Annotated in this window: 15 protein-coding genes and 1 tRNA gene; 11 read left to right on the forward strand and 5 right to left on the reverse strand. The window is 64.5% G+C overall.

Annotated features, from left to right (window positions below):
- Window positions 1-360 precede the first annotated feature (360 nt).
- Complete coding sequence (locus tag V474_RS16115; protein ID WP_059152455.1) at window positions 361-894, forward strand: DUF1697 domain-containing protein; 534 nt, start codon at window positions 361-363, stop codon at window positions 892-894.
- A gap of 90 nt (window positions 895-984) precedes the next feature.
- Here the strand turns inward: V474_RS16115 and V474_RS16120 are convergent, their stop codons facing one another.
- Window positions 985-1,317: an RcnB family protein gene (locus tag V474_RS16120; RefSeq protein WP_059152456.1), complete on the reverse strand. Its 333-nt coding sequence runs from the start codon at window positions 1,315-1,317 to the stop codon at window positions 985-987.
- Window positions 1,318-1,426: 109 nt separating this feature from the next.
- On the opposite strand from V474_RS16120, the gene rbfA reads away from it, so the two are divergent.
- A complete protein-coding gene (gene rbfA / locus V474_RS16125) occupies window positions 1,427-1,864 on the forward strand; it encodes a 30S ribosome-binding factor RbfA (RefSeq protein WP_059152457.1) in 438 nt (145 codons plus the stop codon).
- Window positions 1,865-1,903: 39 nt separating this feature from the next.
- On the opposite strand, the gene V474_RS16130 is transcribed toward rbfA, so the two are convergent.
- Complete coding sequence (locus tag V474_RS16130; RefSeq protein WP_059152458.1) at window positions 1,904-3,592, reverse strand: DUF1963 domain-containing protein; 1,689 nt, start codon at window positions 3,590-3,592, stop codon at window positions 1,904-1,906.
- A 123-nt stretch (window positions 3,593-3,715) separates the two neighbouring features.
- Here V474_RS16130 and V474_RS16135 point away from each other — a divergent pair, with 123 nt between their 5' ends.
- The 6 genes from V474_RS16135 to V474_RS16160 all read left to right on the forward strand — a co-directional run bounded on the left by V474_RS16135 (window position 3,716) and on the right by V474_RS16160 (window position 9,738).
- A complete protein-coding gene (locus tag V474_RS16135) occupies window positions 3,716-4,306 on the forward strand; it encodes a thymidine kinase (protein ID WP_059152459.1) in 591 nt (196 codons plus the stop codon).
- A gap of 54 nt (window positions 4,307-4,360) precedes the next feature.
- Window positions 4,361-4,867 (forward strand): DUF2239 family protein, encoded by a 507-nt coding sequence (locus tag V474_RS16140; RefSeq protein ID WP_059152460.1) that lies wholly within the window; start codon window positions 4,361-4,363, stop codon window positions 4,865-4,867.
- The gene (gene truB, locus V474_RS16145; protein WP_059152461.1) at window positions 4,867-5,772 is read left to right on the forward strand and encodes a tRNA pseudouridine(55) synthase TruB; all 906 of its coding nucleotides are present in this window, start codon (window positions 4,867-4,869) and stop codon (window positions 5,770-5,772) included. The genes V474_RS16140 and truB overlap by 1 nt, the downstream gene beginning before the upstream one ends.
- Before the next feature lie 6 nt (window positions 5,773-5,778).
- Entirely contained in the window at window positions 5,779-6,048 is a 270-nt protein-coding gene (gene rpsO / locus V474_RS16150) for a 30S ribosomal protein S15 (RefSeq protein ID WP_043972013.1), read from the forward strand.
- Between the two features lie 202 nt (window positions 6,049-6,250).
- On the forward strand, window positions 6,251-8,578 hold the full coding sequence (pnp, locus tag V474_RS16155; protein WP_059152462.1) for a polyribonucleotide nucleotidyltransferase: 2,328 nt from the start codon (window positions 6,251-6,253) through the stop codon (window positions 8,576-8,578).
- A 149-nt stretch (window positions 8,579-8,727) separates the two neighbouring features.
- The gene (locus V474_RS16160) at window positions 8,728-9,738 is read left to right on the forward strand and encodes a hypothetical protein (RefSeq protein ID WP_148649420.1); all 1,011 of its coding nucleotides are present in this window, start codon (window positions 8,728-8,730) and stop codon (window positions 9,736-9,738) included.
- Between the two features lie 73 nt (window positions 9,739-9,811).
- Here the strand turns inward: V474_RS16160 and V474_RS16165 are convergent, their stop codons facing one another.
- Both V474_RS16165 and V474_RS16170 read right to left on the reverse strand, forming a co-directional pair.
- A complete protein-coding gene (locus V474_RS16165) occupies window positions 9,812-10,483 on the reverse strand; it encodes a peptidylprolyl isomerase (RefSeq protein ID WP_148649436.1) in 672 nt (223 codons plus the stop codon).
- Window positions 10,484-10,490: 7 nt separating this feature from the next.
- The gene (locus tag V474_RS16170; RefSeq protein ID WP_059152464.1) at window positions 10,491-11,210 is read right to left on the reverse strand and encodes a GcrA family cell cycle regulator; all 720 of its coding nucleotides are present in this window, start codon (window positions 11,208-11,210) and stop codon (window positions 10,491-10,493) included.
- Between the two features lie 109 nt (window positions 11,211-11,319).
- Here V474_RS16170 and V474_RS16175 point away from each other — a divergent pair, with 109 nt between their 5' ends.
- A complete protein-coding gene (locus V474_RS16175; RefSeq protein ID WP_059152465.1) occupies window positions 11,320-12,225 on the forward strand; it encodes an ABC transporter permease in 906 nt (301 codons plus the stop codon).
- 81 nt (window positions 12,226-12,306) lie between these two features.
- Window positions 12,307-14,550 (forward strand): putative bifunctional diguanylate cyclase/phosphodiesterase, encoded by a 2,244-nt coding sequence (locus V474_RS16180; protein WP_236711290.1) that lies wholly within the window; start codon window positions 12,307-12,309, stop codon window positions 14,548-14,550.
- A gap of 45 nt (window positions 14,551-14,595) precedes the next feature.
- Here the strand turns inward: V474_RS16180 and hspQ are convergent, their stop codons facing one another.
- Window positions 14,596-14,976, reverse strand: coding sequence for a heat shock protein HspQ (gene hspQ / locus V474_RS16185; protein ID WP_059152466.1), 381 nt, complete (start codon window positions 14,974-14,976; stop codon window positions 14,596-14,598).
- A gap of 168 nt (window positions 14,977-15,144) precedes the next feature.
- On the opposite strand from hspQ, the gene V474_RS16190 reads away from it, so the two are divergent.
- A tRNA-Ser gene (locus tag V474_RS16190) sits at window positions 15,145-15,234 on the forward strand.
- Window positions 15,235-15,253: the final 19 nt, after the last annotated feature.

Genomic DNA, 15,253 nt, shown 5'->3' on the forward strand with positions numbered 1-15,253 from the left:
TGCGACGGAGAGGCGGTGATGCTATGTGAATGTGCAGACTGTAGTGTTTCTGGTGCTGGGCGCGGTGACCTTTGTGGTCGCCCTGCTGCAACTGGTGGTCAAGCTCATCGAGCTGAGCCGCAAGTAACCGGTGAGGAGGCTGGCGCTGGAACGTCGGCCTCCAATACGCGATGAGCCCGGATGCTGGAACATCCGGGCTCAGGCAGTGATGTGAAAGTATCGACTGTAGTATCGCTTTTCATACGGCCGATCAGCGCATTTTTCAAGACGCGCAGTTTGGAGCACATCGCGCCTTGCCGCCGCCCGGGCGCGGTGGTGTAACGAATTTAATCCGTGGCCACCATTTACCGGAATATCAGGATGACCCGCTACTGTGCTTTCTTCGCTTCGATCAACGTCGGCGGCAACCGCCTGACGATGGCCGACCTGCGCTATGCTTTCGAGCGGGAGGAATTCGAGAATGTCGAAACCGTGGTCGCCAGCGGCAACGTCCTGTTCGATTTCGACGAGCGGCCCACCGATGGGCTGGAAGACCTGTTCGCCCACATGATGCGCGATCGCTTCGATCTTGAAACATTCGCGGCGGTGCGCAACCGGGACGAGGTTCGCGCGGCCGTCGACGAAAATCCTTTCACCGGCATCGGCAAGGATCACTACGTCCATACCCTGTTCCTGGAACGGCAGGCCGAGCAGGGGGCTTTCGACAAGATGGTGGCCGACCACGCAACGCGCGGGCCTGAAAAGATCGCGCTGGGGCCGCGCTCGCTCTACGTCGATTACGTTGAAGGGGTGGGTTCGTCCAGGCTGACCGGGGCCTTCATCGAGCGGCGGCTGGGCTGCCGGGCCACCGCGCGCAACGTGCGGTCGCTGGCGCGTATTCTCGCCAAGATGTAAAAGAAAGGCGGCCGCTCGGCAGAGCGACCGCCTTCCATTGCCTGTCCCGCCGCGCCCAGGGCGACGGCATCCGGATCAGGCGCTTGGGGATTAGCGGAACATACCGGTCGTGACGGCCGAAATGATCCCGCTGGTGATGCCGACGAGCAGGAGGTCATTGCCCGAACGCACATAGTGGTAGCCGCGCGGCGGGGCCTTCACGTTGCGATACTTGCGATAGTCGACCTGCTGGTAATTGCGGGCACGGTTGCGGTCGAACCTCTCTCCCTTGCGGAAGGTCTTGTAGGTGACCTGCTTGGTCACGACCGTCTTGCTGGAACCGCGATGGTCGTCATGGCGCATGGGCTGCGCCATCGCCGGCGCTGCGGCAAGGGTGGGGACAACGATGGCGGCTGCGATCAGGGCGGCGGTAAACTTCTTCATTAGGCACTCCTTTGACGGGTCGTTCCATTCCAGATAACGCCGAAAGGGCGGGGAGGAGCCGTAATCAATTGTTGCAAATTGTAGCAACACATCCAAATGGACCCAGAATATGGCACGCAATCCCAGCACTCCCGAACAGCACTCCGTCCGCCTCCTCAAGGTGGGCGAGCAGGTGCGCCACGTCATTTCCGAGATTCTTACCCGCCAGCAGGTCCACGACGCGACGCTGAGCACGCATACCGTGTCGGTCACCGAAGTGCGCATGACGCCCGATCTGCGTCAGGCGGCGGTCTTTGTGAAACCTCTGCTGGGTGAGGACGAGGAAGTCGTGCTCAAGGCCCTGCGCACGAATACGGCCTATTTCCAGCGCGAGGTCGCCCAGCGTCTCAAGCTCAAGTTCGCGGCGAAAATCCAGTTCCGCGCCGACGAGACCTTCGACGAGGCCAGCCGTATAGATGCACTGCTGAGCGATCCGCGCGTGAAGCGAGACCTCGCCGCGGGGAGCGAAGCGCAAGGTGAACCGGACGCCGAGCCCGAGAACGATTGATCGCGGGTATCGTCAGGTCCGCAGGGCGTGGCCGGCCGATCAGTCGCTTTCGAAAGTCAGCGTCGCCGCGCTCCAGTTACCGGCTGCGGCGTCCTCGGGGCTGATCCAGAACTGATAGAGGCCGGCCTCGCTCCAGCACCATTCCATCATGTCGTCGTAGCCCAATTGCAGCAGCAGCAAATTGCGGCGCGGCTGACCGCGCCCGCCAAGACGGCTGGCGGGAAGGCCGAACATCTGATGCTGGTCCACGGGGGGCAGGCGGTAATCGCGGTTGATGCGGGCCAGAACACCGTCCGGCAAGGCCGCAAAGGTCTCGGGCGGGCCGGAGACCATGGCCCGTAGCGAAAGCGTGGCCAGTTGCGCCAACGAGCCGGGCGCGTGATAGCGCACCAGTTCGCCGAAGCGTTCATGCACTTCGGCCAGGATATCTGCGACGATGTCCAGTTCCGCCGGTTCAAGCTGCTCCCAAGGGTCGCGCCCGGCGACGAACTGGTCCAGCGCCTCGACCATATCGGGAAGCGCGGCGGACTGTTCCTCCATCACGGCGAGCTCGTCGGCGAGATAGTCCGCCGCCTCCTGCGCATGTTCGAGCGCATCGGGCCCGGCTTGCGGATCGCGGCGCAGATGTTCGAACGCCGCGCGTTTCTGGTCAAGCGCGGCGCGGTGGGCCGCCAGGGGCCGCGCGCAGGCGGCAAGCGCTTCGTGAAGCTGGTCGGCGAGGTGGATCACCGAATGCCACCACAGCGTTTCCACGGGCGCGCCGACGCCGGCGGCATAGAAGGGGTGATCGCGAAGCGGGGCGCTGCGGTCGAGCTGCACGGCCATGGCCTGCTCGATCGCAGCTTCACGCAAGGGATCGTGATAGTCGCGCAGGGTTTCGGGGAGGTCGAGCGCGAGCAACTGTACCGGCCAGAACGGGAAAAACCAGCGGCTCAGGCGGTTGGGCGTGGCCGGGAAGGGGTAGCCGCCCTCGTCGAAGGCCGGGGCCAGGTCATGTGGCGGATCGGTGAAGTCATGCGCGCCCTCAGGCACTGCGATAACCGCGCCGGCGCCAAGGAAAAAGGCCAGCGAGCCGGTGCGCGGCAGCGGAGTGTCCGGGCAGGCGAAGGCCAGTTCGACAAGATCGATCTGGGCCATGAAGGGCAGCGGCAGTCCGTCTGCGCCGCGCGGCCAGGGAATGCCGCCGAGGCGGGGCAGGCCGCCCAGCCAGCTGCTGTCGGCGAACCAGTCGCGGGTGCGTTCGCGGGGCTTGCGCACAAGAATGACGGGAGCAGGCAGGAGGCGCGCCTGTTCCGGGAACGGTGAGGCAGGGAACGGTGCGGGTGCTTCCGGCAAAGGGGCCGCTTCGGCAGGCGCCTGGCTGCCCGACAAGGCGCGGCGGCGCAAATTGGCGATCCGGGCATCGGTGTTTGCCTCAGGCTCCGGCGCCGTAGCGAGGCTTTCCGAGGTGGGCAGTGGCTCGGGCGTCCAGGCTGGCGGGGCTGCGGGGGCATCATCGGCTCCCGCGTCATGCTCGCGGCGGCGCAGGGTGAACGCGGCTACCAGCGCCAGTACCAGGCCCAGCACCAGCAATGCCGGGATGACGTTGCCCTGCCCCAGGGCGGCCGCGATCCGCTCCGCACCCGCGTCGAGAGGGGACAGCGCGCCGCCGAACGGGGCCAGCGCCACATAGAAGGCCACGGCCGCCGGCAGAGCGAAACATGCCATCACCGCGATCAGTCTTTTCATGCCCACTCCCGCTTCATGCTATCGGTACTCCTCCTGGCGTCGGATTGTTAGGGGCAATCCAGCCGGGGAGAAGCCCATGTAAGACAGTGCGCGGTGTCCGGTGGGGTGTTATCCCCAGCGTCGATGGCCAAGCTCTACTTCTATTATGCCAGCATGAACGCAGGCAAATCCACCACGCTGCTGCAGGCGGACTTCAATTACCGCGAGCGCGGCATGCGCACCATGCTGTGGACCGCCGCGATCGACGACCGCAGCGCCGATCTGGGCAGCGGACACGCGATCGAAAGCCGCATCGGTCTGCATGCCGGCGCGCACCGCTTCGTTGGTAGCACTGACTTGTGCGAGCAGGTGCGCAGCGCTCATGCCGCCCAGCCGTTGTCCTGCGTGCTGGTCGACGAGGCGCAGTTCCTCACGCCGGAGCAGGTGTGGCAATGCGCCGACATCGCCGACAAGGTGGGCATTCCCGTCCTGTGCTACGGCCTTCGCACCGATTTTCGAGGTGAACTGTTCCCCGGCGCCGCGGTGCTGCTGGGCATTGCCGACAGTCTCGTCGAGTTGAAGGCGGTTTGCCACTGCGGCCGCAAGGCCTCGATGAACCTGCGCGTCGATGACACGGGCAGCGCCGTCAGCGAAGGTGCCCAGACCGAGATCGGCGGCAACGACCGCTACGTAGCCTTGTGCCGCCGTCATTTCAGCGAGGCTCTGGGGCGGTAGTTATTTTTATCCGGGTGCATTGACTGTTTAATCCGGGTAAATATAAGCCGCGCGATGACTGTCACCGTATTCTACAAGGACGATGTGATCGCCAGCGGATCGCCCGGCGATTTCGCGGCGGCGCTGCGCGATCTCGGCCCGCTGGCCCGCAGCGGTGATCTGCTTGCTTTCGACGACGACACTGGCCGCCAAGTCGATCTCGACCTGGCGGAGCCCGTGGCGCCGCGTCCGCGCGGCCGCCCGGCACTGGGCGTCGAGGCGCGTGAGGTCACCTTGCTGCCCCGGCACTGGGAATGGCTGTCCGCCCAGCCCGGCGGTGCGTCCGTCACCTTGCGCAAGCTGGTCGAGGCGGCGATACGCAGCGGCCGCAGCGAGCGTGAATGCCTCGACGCCGCCTGCCGCTTCCTCACCGTCATGGCGGGCGACCGCCCCGGCTATGAAGAAGCAACCCGCGCGCTCTACGCCGGGGACCGCGACAATTTCGATGCCCTGTGCGTGCTGTGGCCCAGCGCCGTGGCCCAACATGCCCGCCGTCTGGCGTGGCCGAAGGATGCCTTTTGATGCCGCACGGATGGATCATTCTCGATAAGCCCATCGGCCTCGGGTCGACGCAGGCGGTGGCCGCAGTGAAGCGCAACCTGCGCGAGGCGGGGTATGGCAAGAAGGTCAAGGTCGGCCACGGCGGCACGCTGGACCCGTTGGCATCGGGCGTTTTGCCCATCGCGCTGGGCGAGGCGACCAAGCTGGCCGGGCGGATGCTCGATGCCACCAAGACCTACCTGTTCACCGTCCGCTTCGGGACCCAGACCGATACGCTGGACCTTGAAGGCAAAGTGGTCGCCGAGAGCGACGTGCAGCCCTCGCAAGCTGAGGTCGAAGCCGTGCTGGCGCGCTTCACCGGGCCGATCGAGCAGGTGCCGCCCGCCTATTCGGCGCTCAAGGTCGATGGCGAGCGTGCCTATGACCTCGCGCGGGCCGGTGTCGAGGTGGAGCTGAAATCGCGCAGTGTCACCATCCACGAACTGGGACTGGACGCCTTTGATGCGCAGGAAGGCGCGACCCTTGCGGCCAAAGTTTCCAAGGGGACCTACATCCGCAGCCTGGCGCGCGACATTGCGCTGGCGCTGGGTTCGCGCGGCACGGTGACGATGTTGCGCCGCATCCAGGCTGGCCCGTTCGAGGCGTCTCAGGCGATTCCGCTGGACAAATTGAACGAAACGGGTAAGGGCGCCCCTCTTGAGCAGATACTCTTGCCGCTGGAGGCGGGGCTGGACGACATCCCGGCCATCGACCTCGACCCGGAGCAGGCAAGGGCGGTCCGACAGGGCCGCGTTCTAACCGGAATGCCCCATGAAGATGGGCTTTACTGCGCGAAAGAGGGCACTGTCCCGGTTGCGCTGGTGGAGCTTTCGGACGGAAATGTCCGCGTTTCCAGGGGGTTTAATCTCATTGATGTCGCGGAGTGAATTGAAATGACGGTTACTGCTGAAAAGAAGCTGGACATCATCACCGACAACGCCCGCGCCACTGGCGACACGGGCAGCCCGGAAGTCCAGGTTGCGATCCTCACGGAGCGCATCAAGAACCTGACCGAGCACTTCAAGGCTCACCACAAGGATAACCACTCGCGTCGCGGTCTGCTGGCCATGGTCAACAAGCGCCGCTCGCTGCTGGATTATCTCAAGAAGAAGGATGTGGCGCGTTACAACTCGCTCATCCAGAAGCTGGGTCTGCGTAAGTAAGATCGAGTGACGGCCCGCTTCGGCGGGCCGTTTTGTATTTGTCGTCCAGGACGTGTATCCGGGCGACGTTGAAAATTCGGGTGTCCTTCGCAATTCGGCGAGGAAACCCAGGGGCGACGAAAAAGCCCCGCACCGGACCGGGACGGTACCCCGGCAGTAAGCCCCGCCGCGCAATAGGGCCGGTGGGTCAAGGAATTCGAAAATGTTCGACGTACAGACCGTAAGCATGGAGTGGGGCGGTAAGACCCTCACCCTGGAAACCGGCCGCATCGCCCGCCAGGCGAACGGCGCAGTCCTCGCCACCTACGGCGAAACCGTGGTGCTTTGCGCGGTTACCGCCGCCAAGTCGGTGAAGGAAGGCCAGGACTTCTTCCCGCTGACCGTTCACTACCAGGAAAAGTTCTCCTCGGCCGGCCGCATCCCCGGCGGCTTCTTCAAGCGTGAGCGCGGCGCGACCGAAAAGGAAACGCTGACCAGCCGCCTGATCGACCGTCCGATCCGCCCGCTGTTCCCCGAAGGTTTCTACAACGAAATCAACGTCATTGCCCAGGTTCTGAGCTATGACGGCGACACCGAAGCCGACGTCCTCGCGATGATCGCCGCCTCGGCCGCCCTGACGATCTCGGGCGTTCCCTTCATGGGCCCGATCGGCGCTGCGCGCGTCGGCTATGTCGACGGCGCATACACGCTGAACCCCAAGCAGGACGCCGCCCTCAAGGACGGTGAACTCGATCTGGTCGTTGCCGCCACCGGCGACGCCGTGATGATGGTGGAATCGGAAGCCAAGGAGCTTACCGAGGAAGTCATGCTTGGCGCCGTCGTGTTCGCGCATGACGAGATCAAGAAGGTCGTGAACCTCATCATCGACCTGGCCGAAAAGGCCGCCAAGGAGCCTTGGGACGTCGACCTCTCAGACAGCACCGCCGACATCAAGGCGAAGCTCAAGAAGGCCGTCGGCAAGGACATCACCGCAGCCTACAAGCTGACCGACAAGTCGGCCCGCTCCAATGCCCTGAACGCCGCGCGCGCCAAGGCCAAGGAAGCGTTCTCGGGCGAAACCCCGCAGACGCAGATGGTCGCCATCAAGACCATCAAGAAGCTGGAAGCGGAAATCGTTCGCGGCGCCATCCTCAAGGATGGCAAGCGCATCGACGGCCGCAAGCTCGACCAGGTTCGCCCGATCGAAGCGATCGTCGGCTTCCTGCCGCGCACCCACGGTTCGTCGCTGTTCACGCGCGGCGAAACCCAGGCGATCTGCACCACCACCCTTGGCACCAAGGAATCGGAACAGATGATCGACGGCCTGGAAGGCCTGTCGTACTCGTCGTTCATGCTGCACTACAACTTCCCGCCCTACTCGGTCGGTGAAGTCGGCCGCTTCGGCGCTCCGGGCCGCCGCGAAGTCGGCCACGGCAAGCTGGCATGGCGCGCGCTGCACCCGGTGCTGCCCGCCAAGGAAGACTTCCCCTACACGATCCGCGTTCTCTCGGACATCACCGAGTCGAACGGGTCGTCCTCGATGGCCACCGTCTGCGGCGGTTCGCTCTCGATGATGGACGCCGGCGTGCCGCTGGTTCGCCCGGTTTCGGGCATCGCCATGGGCCTGATCCTGGAAGGCAAGGACTTCGCGGTTCTTTCCGACATCCTGGGTGACGAAGATCACCTCGGCGACATGGACTTTAAGGTCGCGGGCACCGAAGTCGGCATCACCACGATGCAGATGGACATCAAGATCGCGGGCATCACGCGCGAGATCATGGGCAAGGCGCTTGAGCAGGCCAAGGCCGGCCGCGCGCACATCCTGGGTGAAATGACCAAGGCTCTCGGTTCCTCGCGTACCGAACTGTCGGCGCACGCCCCGCGCATCGAGACGATCCAGATCGACAAGTCGAAGATCCGTGACGTCATCGGCACCGGCGGCAAGGTCATCCGCGAGATCGTCGCCGAGACCGGCGCCAAGGTCGACATCGACGACGAGGGGATCATCAAGATCTCGTCCTCCGACACCGCGCAGATCGAGGCCGCCAAGAAGTGGATCCTCGGTATCGTGGAAGAAGCGGAAGTCGGCAAGGTCTACCAGGGCAAGGTCGTCAACATCGTCGACTTCGGCGCTTTCGTGAACTTCATGGGCGGCAAGGACGGTCTCGTCCACGTTTCCGAAATGAAGAACGAGCGCGTGGAAAAGCCGACCGACGTCGTGAAGGAAGGCCAGGCGGTTTACGTCAAGGTCCTCGAGATCGACCCGCGCGGCAAGGTTCGCCTGTCGATGCGCGTCGTCGACCAGGAGACCGGCGCCGAGCTGGAAGATACCCGTCCGGCACGCGAACCGCGTGAAGGCGGCGACCGTGGTCCGCGCGCTGGCGGTGATCGCGGCGGTGACCGTCGTGGTCCGCGCCGTGAAGGCGGTGGTGATCGCGGCCCTCGCGGCGGCGGTGATCGTGGTCCCCGCGGTGGCGGCGATCGCGGTCCGCGCGGCGGCAGCGAAGGCGGCAACCCGGATCACCTGCCGGCCTTCCTCAAGGAAGACTGATCAGGTCCAGGTTCCGCAAGGAAACACAGGAAGGGGCTGCGCGAAAGCGCGGCCCTTTTTCGTTGGAGCTGAGCGCCTGGCGGCCAGCCCAGATCATCCTGCGCCGACATCGGCTTGCAGTTGCGCCAACTTGCGCGGTAGGCAAGGATATGGGCGATTGCGATGGATCGTGTGGAGATAGCGACATGCCGACGGTGGCAGGGATCGGCTTGGGGCTGTTGTTGGGAAGCATGCATCTCAGTGCGGCAAGCGCTGGGCCCCCTGCCGCCGGTCCTGTCGAACCTGCGCACAACCGGGCTGACTTGGCTCGCCCTGTCATGCCGGATTGCACATTGCCCGAGGGTTGGGCCTCAATAGACCAGCGCAATCCGGACTTCGTGATTTTCGGTGAAATTCACGGCACTCGGCAGGCCCCGGCGTTCGTCGGGCGCGTGGCGTGTTCCCTTGCTGCGAGCGGCAAGAAGGTCTTGATCGGCGTGGAATTTGATGCGGGCGTCGATCCGCGGTTTCAGGCGGCTTGGGCGCTGCCGCATTCTCAGTTTGCAGATGCGCTGGGCGCGGCAGGCTGGAGCGGCCGACGTGATGGCGTTGCCAGCAAGGCGATGTTCCAGCTTTTGGTGGATCTTAATGCCTTGAAGGCAGCCGGCGCCGAAATCGGTATCGCCGCGTTCAATGGCGAAAAAGATGACGAGCAACGCCGCCGGTTTGCCAAGTTACCGGGGCAAGGCCCTCACGAAGCGGCACAGGCTGAAAACATAGTGACCGCGTTCCATGCATCGAAATACGACATGGCGCTGATCCTCGTCGGGGGACTTCATGCACAGAAACGCGCCGTCGAAACCGTAGGGGTCATGTTCGAGCCCATGGCGATGCGCTTGATCGATGCCGGATCCGTCATTTCGCTGCGAATGAAATCTGCGGGCGGGACCGCGTGGAATTGCGGGTTGAAGGCTGGTTATAAGGCGGAAGCTGGCAAGCCCATCCACGATGATGCCATAGATTGCGCCGATCATCAGGTTTTGCCGGACCCGGATTTCCGGGGCGCTCCGCATGTCTCGCTCGCTTCGGATGCGAAGCAGGGCGTCAGCAGCGACTATGATGGATATTTCTGGGTTGGGGAGGTCAGCGGCTCGCCGCCTGCGATCCCGGTCAGGAAATGAGCCTGTGATGGCCATCCGCTAGCCCGCATAGTCCGTGTTTCAGAGATGAGCGCGGTTTCGGCAGGCGCAGCGCTCAGAGAGCGGTCGGCGGCGCCTTGGTGCGGCGCGCGGTCACGATCTTCACCTCGTTTTCGAGGATCTGGCCCTTCATCACGCCCTGGCCCTTGGTGGGGGAGAGCGGGGCGTTCCAGATCTTCCTGACGACGTCCATGCCCGAGACGACGTGGCCGAACGCGGCGAAGCCGGCGCCGGGGTCCTTGCCCTGGTTGCCTTCGTCAGCGTTGAGCGAGGTCATGTCGGTGAGCAGGATTAGGAAGTCGGCGGTGGCGCTGCCGGGAGCGAAGCGGGCCATCGAGACAGTGCCCGCGACGTGCTTGATGCCGGTCTTGCTGGTCGGTTCATGGGCTACCGGCGGCAGCAGGTTGGCGGGGTTGCGCACCCCGCCCTGCAGCAGGCCCTGTTCGTGGTCGTAGTCGAAATGCATGGCACGGTAGAACACCGCGCCGTCCATCTTTTTCGAATCGACGTATTTCAGGTAATTGGCCGTGGTCAGCGGGGCATGGGTCTTGTCCAGCGCCAGCGTGATGACGCCCTGAGGCACCGTCAGAGCAACGTAGACGTACTCGGTCGGCACCGGTGCGGGCGCGGCGGCAGGGGCTGCGGGAGACTCCTGCGCAGTGGCAGGGGAAAACGAAAGCGTGAGCGGCGCGATCAGCGCCGCCAGCTTCGACAGCCGCCTGCCCATCATCGGATCAGCGGACCCGCGGGCCGCCGAAAGGCAGCGGCGGGGGCGCACGGCGGGCACCGCGCGGCAGCTGCGCTTGATAGGCGCGGCCGCAATGATCGACGCAGTACGGGAAACCGGGGTTCACCTTGTCGCCGCAGAAATGGAAGTCCGGCTCGCCCGGGTGCCCCATCGGCCAGCGGCAGACGCGGTCGTTGAGGTCGAGCAGGCTTGTCTTGCCGGCGATCTCGGCGCTGGGCTTGGCCGGAATCAGGCGGCGCGGCGGCGCGGGCGGGATCGGCTGCTGTTGATCGCCGGGGCCCTGGCGCAGGAAGCCGCCGGGGCCGACCGAGACGACGCGCGGACGGTCCGAAACCGGCGCAGGCGTATCGCTGGCAGGCGCGGCGACCGGTTCGGCGGCGCGCGGTGCAGGCGACTCGGGGGCAACCGGCGGAGCGGCACGCTGGAAAGAGGGCGCGGGCGGCGTTTCTGCCTGCGGCTCGGGTGCGCGGGGCGGCGTCGGCGCGGCTTCCACCGGCTTGACCTTCTTGGGCGCGGCCGGGCGAGCAGCGGCAGGCTTGTCGTTCGCCTTCACGGGGGAAGGGCGCGCCTTCAGGTCGAGGCGATGCGCCTTGCCGATCACCGCGTTGCGGCTGACACCACCAAGCTCTTCCGCGATCTGGCTGGCGGTTGCGCCGCCTTCCCACATCTTGGTCAGCTTCTCGATCCGCTCGTCCGTCCAGCTCATTCCAGTTCCATCATTCAAGAGGACCATTCTTCAGGATTACTCCCGGGAATCGGTCCAGATACCTAGGCGCCGCTTGCCTCGGAAGCGTTCAGCCGATAGTCGCCGGTCCATGGCCGATCAACCCCATTCGACTGAGCTGCCGGACACCCCCGGGATTCTGGAACCCCACGGCAATCCGGCTCTATCGCTTCCTGGCCGGTTTCCGGCAAAGGGAGAGCCCGTGATCCACCAGGTAAACTGGGTGGGGCTCAAGACGCTCTATATGAAGGAGGTTCGCCGCTTCTTCAAGGTGCAGACCCAGACGATATGGGCGCCGGCGATCACCACGATGCTGTTTCTGGTGATCTTCACGGTTGCACTGGGCCGGGCGAACCGCGAAGTGCTGGGCGTCAACTTCGCGACGTTCGTGGCGCCGGGCCTGATCGTCATGGGAATGATGCAGAACGCCTTCGCCAATTCCAGTTTCTCATTCCTGGCCGGCAAGATCCAGGGCACGATCATCGACTTCCTGATGCCGCCGCTTACCGAGGGCGAGCTGATGCTGGCGATCGTGGGCGCTGCCGTCACCCGCGCGGTGCTGGTGGGGCTGGCGCTGACCGGCGCGATGCTGCTGTGGCCGGGCGTCGACCTGTCCATGGCGCACCCCTGGGCCGTTCTGTGGTTCGGCCTGTGCGGATCGGTTTTCCTGGCGCTGCTGGGCTTCCTTTCGTCGATCTGGGCAGAGAAGTTCGATCACAACGCTGCCGTGACCAACTTTGTCATCGCTCCGCTCTCGCTGCTGTCGGGCACGTTCTACGTGATCGACAACCTGGCCCCGGCCTTCCAGGCGATCAGCCGCGCCAACCCGTTCTTCTACGTCATTTCAGGGTTCCGCTTCGGCTTCCTGGGGCAGAGCGACATCGGCGATACCAACATGGCCGTGCTGCACAGCGCGCTTGGCCTTGGCGTGCTGGACGCGGCGCTTGCCGGCGTGGTATTTCTCGTTCTGCGGTCAGGTTGGAAGTTAAAGGGATAAATAGCCGGGCCTAAGTGAAAAAACGCGAGTGTACACCGTACGTTAACGGAAATTTATTCGCTCTGGTGCAGGCAATGGGATGTGCCGTTAAGCAAGGTCTCAAGCGAAAACCGTAGCAAGACTGTCGTGCGTTTCACCGCGCCGATCGTCTTGGCGGCGCTTTGCGTTGGTGTACTGATCCTTGGCCTGCTCTACTGGTCCGGTCGCGAGGTGGACCGCATCGCCCGTGAACGTGACCGTGCAGTGGTGTCGCTGGTGCTGTCGCAAGCGGTGGAGCGGGTGGCCCATGCTCAGGAATCATCCACCGTCTGGGACGAGGCGGTGCGCCAGGTGCGCAAGGCCCCGCTCGACATGGCGTGGATGGACCTCAACCTGGGGATCTGGTTCCAGGGCTACGCGGGTATCGACGAGGTCTATATCCTCGATCCGCGCGACCGACCAATCTATGCGATGCGCGGCAGCAAGCGAACGAGGCCTGAAAGCTATATCGCGGTCGAGGACGTGGCCGATCCGCTGGTCGTCAGATTGCGCGCTACGCGTACCATTCAGAAGCGCAACAATGCCCGCTCCGCCATGCTTTCGCCGGGGCAGGGGGATCTTGCGGTCGTGCGCGGCCGGCCCGCGATCATCAGTCTCAAGCCGATTGTCAGCGACAGCGGGCAGTTGCCGCAGGTGCCGGGCACGGAAGCGGTGCACATAGGCGTGGTATACCTCGACGACAGCGTCTTTACGCGGGTCGGCAGGCAGTACGGGCTGAACGATGCACACTATGCGATCGCACCGGACAGCGACACCCGGACCCGATCGGCAGCGCTGCAAGATCGGAAGGGCGGCACGATCGGCTATCTGGTGTGGAAGCCTTTCGCGCCGGGCAGCCAGGTGATGGCGGCGCTGGGGCCGATGCTGGCGCTTGTGCTGCTGCTGTCGACGGGGGTGATCTACGTCCTTGCCAGTCGGCTTGCCCGGCGGACCATCGACCTAGAGGAAAGCCGTCTCCACGCCCAGCACCGGGCCATGCACGACGAACTCACCGGCCTAGGCAACCGCGCCATGTTCGAGCAGCGCCTTGATGAGGCGCTGTCGCGTGCGCGCCGGCACAAGTCGCTGCTGGCGCTGCTTTATATCGACCTCGACCGCTTCAAGCAGGTCAACGACACCTTGGGCCATCCCGCCGGCGATGCGCTGATCCGCCAGGTTGCCCGTCGTCTTATCGCCGAAGTGCGCGGCTACGACCTGGTCGCCCGGCTGGGCGGCGACGAGTTCGCGATTCTGATCAGCGAACCGGAAGACCGGGTGGCGGTCGAGCATATATGCGCGCGCGTCGTTGCCGCATTGGAGCGTCCGTTCGACCTGTCCGGCTCGCAGGCCTTCATTGGCGCCAGTGTCGGCGTGGCCCTCGCCCCTGAACACGGGGTCGACCGCACCGAGCTTATCCGCAAAGCCGACATCGCTTTGTACAAGGCGAAGAACGAGGGGCGCAGCCGCTTCCTGTTCTTTACCCCCAGCATGGACGTGGACGTGCGATCGCGCGAGGAGAGCTACCGGGAACTGCGCCTCGCCCTTGCCGACTGCGACCAGCAGCTGCGCGTTCACTACCAGCCGATCTATGCGATGGACGATGGGCGGATGGTCGGGGTGGAGGCACTGCTGCGCTGGCAACACCCCGAGCAAGGTCTCGTTGGCCCAGCCGATTTCATCCGCTCGGCAGAAGAGTCGGGCCTGATCGAAGTGGTGGGCGAATGGGTGCTGCGCCGGGCGATCCGCGATGCGCGGGCATGGCCGGGGCTCCGTGTTGCGGTCAACGTCTCGCCGATCCAGCTGCGCAGCCGCAAGTTCGTCGAAACCGTAAGCCAGGTGCTGGCCGAAAACGGCGTATCGCCCGAACGGCTCGAGCTGGAAATGACGGAGACGGCGCTGATGGCCGCCTCGGGCGATGTCGCCCGCTCTTTATCTGAACTGCGCCGCCTTGGCGTCGCCTGCGCTCTGGACGACTTTGGTACGGGTTATTCCTCGCTCAGCCACATCCGCGACTTCGCGGTGGACCGCATCAAGATCGATCGCTCCTTCGTCAACGCCGTGGCCACCGTACCCGGTGCGGCGCTGGTGGAGGCGATCGTGAGCCTCGCTCGCGCCAACGGCCTGCGCCTGACCGCGGAGGGCGTCGAGGAGCAGGAGCAGTACGCGTTCCTGAAAAGGGTCGGCTGTCACGAAGTGCAGGGCTATCTGCTCTCGCGTCCGGTGCCGGCCGGGGAGGTCTCCAGCCTGCTTCAGGGCTCCAGGCGCGCAGCCAAGGGCATCAGTATGCAAGCTGCCCCGCCGCTGTAGGAATCGGACATTTCCAGCTGCCACAAACAACCGGAAGGCGCTGTATCAGTGCGCCAGACCATGCCGCAGCGGGTAATGGCCGTCGCTATAATCCTCAAACATCTGAGATAGCGAGGGGTGGTCCACTGGCCCACCTTCGGCATCTTCCGTCAGGTTTTGCTGGCTTACATAAGCGACGTAGCTTGATTCCTCGTTTTCGGCGAGGAGGTGGTAGAAAGGCTGGTCGCGGACCGGCCTCACCTCAAGCGGGATGGACTCGTACCATTCATCGCTGTTGGCGAAGACGGGATCGATATCGAAAACCACGCCGCGAAAGTCATGCAACTTGTGGCGAACCACATCGCCGATCGCGAATCGCGCCCGGGTCTGCCTGGGAGCATCGATGACGCGTCCGGCCTGAGGGGAATAGAAGGACGCCCTGTTCATGGACCCGATATAGGTTTTGCAGCGGGGTGAAACAAGCGGGGGAAACGGGGGATGGACAAGTCATTCCCGAAAAAGTGCAATTCGGGGCTTGGCAAGGTCGATCAAGTGGGCTAGCGGCGCACTTCGCTTGACCCGGTGGGGCTTCCCCACTGTAGCACGATCTCTAGCGGAGAGGTGGCAGAGTGGTCGAATGCGCTGCACTCGAAATGCAGTGTACGGGAAACCGTACCGTGGGTTCGAATCCCACCCTCTCCGCCAGAGCTCCTCACAAACACTC

This window comes from Novosphingobium barchaimii LL02 (genome assembly GCF_001046635.1).
In the GTDB taxonomy this organism is placed as follows: Bacteria; Pseudomonadota; Alphaproteobacteria; order Sphingomonadales; family Sphingomonadaceae; genus Novosphingobium; species Novosphingobium barchaimii.

Coding starts and splice junctions, on each gene's coding strand:
- hspQ (WP_059152466.1), bottom strand. CDS start 14,976: ATGAACAGGGCGTCCTTCTATTCCCCTCAGGCCGGACGCGTCATCGAT.
- V474_RS16140 (WP_059152460.1), top strand. CDS start 4,361: ATGACTGTCACCGTATTCTACAAGGACGATGTGATCGCCAGCGGATCG.
- V474_RS16160 (WP_148649420.1), top strand. CDS start 8,728: ATGGGCGATTGCGATGGATCGTGTGGAGATAGCGACATGCCGACGGTG.
- V474_RS16175 (WP_059152465.1), top strand. CDS start 11,320: ATGGCCGATCAACCCCATTCGACTGAGCTGCCGGACACCCCCGGGATT.
- rpsO (WP_043972013.1), top strand. CDS start 5,779: ATGACGGTTACTGCTGAAAAGAAGCTGGACATCATCACCGACAACGCC.
- V474_RS16165 (WP_148649436.1), bottom strand. CDS start 10,483: ATGGGCAGGCGGCTGTCGAAGCTGGCGGCGCTGATCGCGCCGCTCACG.
- V474_RS16170 (WP_059152464.1), bottom strand. CDS start 11,210: ATGAGCTGGACGGACGAGCGGATCGAGAAGCTGACCAAGATGTGGGAA.
- V474_RS16135 (WP_059152459.1), top strand. CDS start 3,716: ATGGCCAAGCTCTACTTCTATTATGCCAGCATGAACGCAGGCAAATCC.
- truB (WP_059152461.1), top strand. CDS start 4,867: ATGCCGCACGGATGGATCATTCTCGATAAGCCCATCGGCCTCGGGTCG.
- pnp (WP_059152462.1), top strand. CDS start 6,251: ATGTTCGACGTACAGACCGTAAGCATGGAGTGGGGCGGTAAGACCCTC.
- V474_RS16115 (WP_059152455.1), top strand. CDS start 361: ATGACCCGCTACTGTGCTTTCTTCGCTTCGATCAACGTCGGCGGCAAC.
- V474_RS16130 (WP_059152458.1), bottom strand. CDS start 3,592: ATGAAAAGACTGATCGCGGTGATGGCATGTTTCGCTCTGCCGGCGGCC.
- V474_RS16120 (WP_059152456.1), bottom strand. CDS start 1,317: ATGAAGAAGTTTACCGCCGCCCTGATCGCAGCCGCCATCGTTGTCCCC.
- rbfA (WP_059152457.1), top strand. CDS start 1,427: ATGGCACGCAATCCCAGCACTCCCGAACAGCACTCCGTCCGCCTCCTC.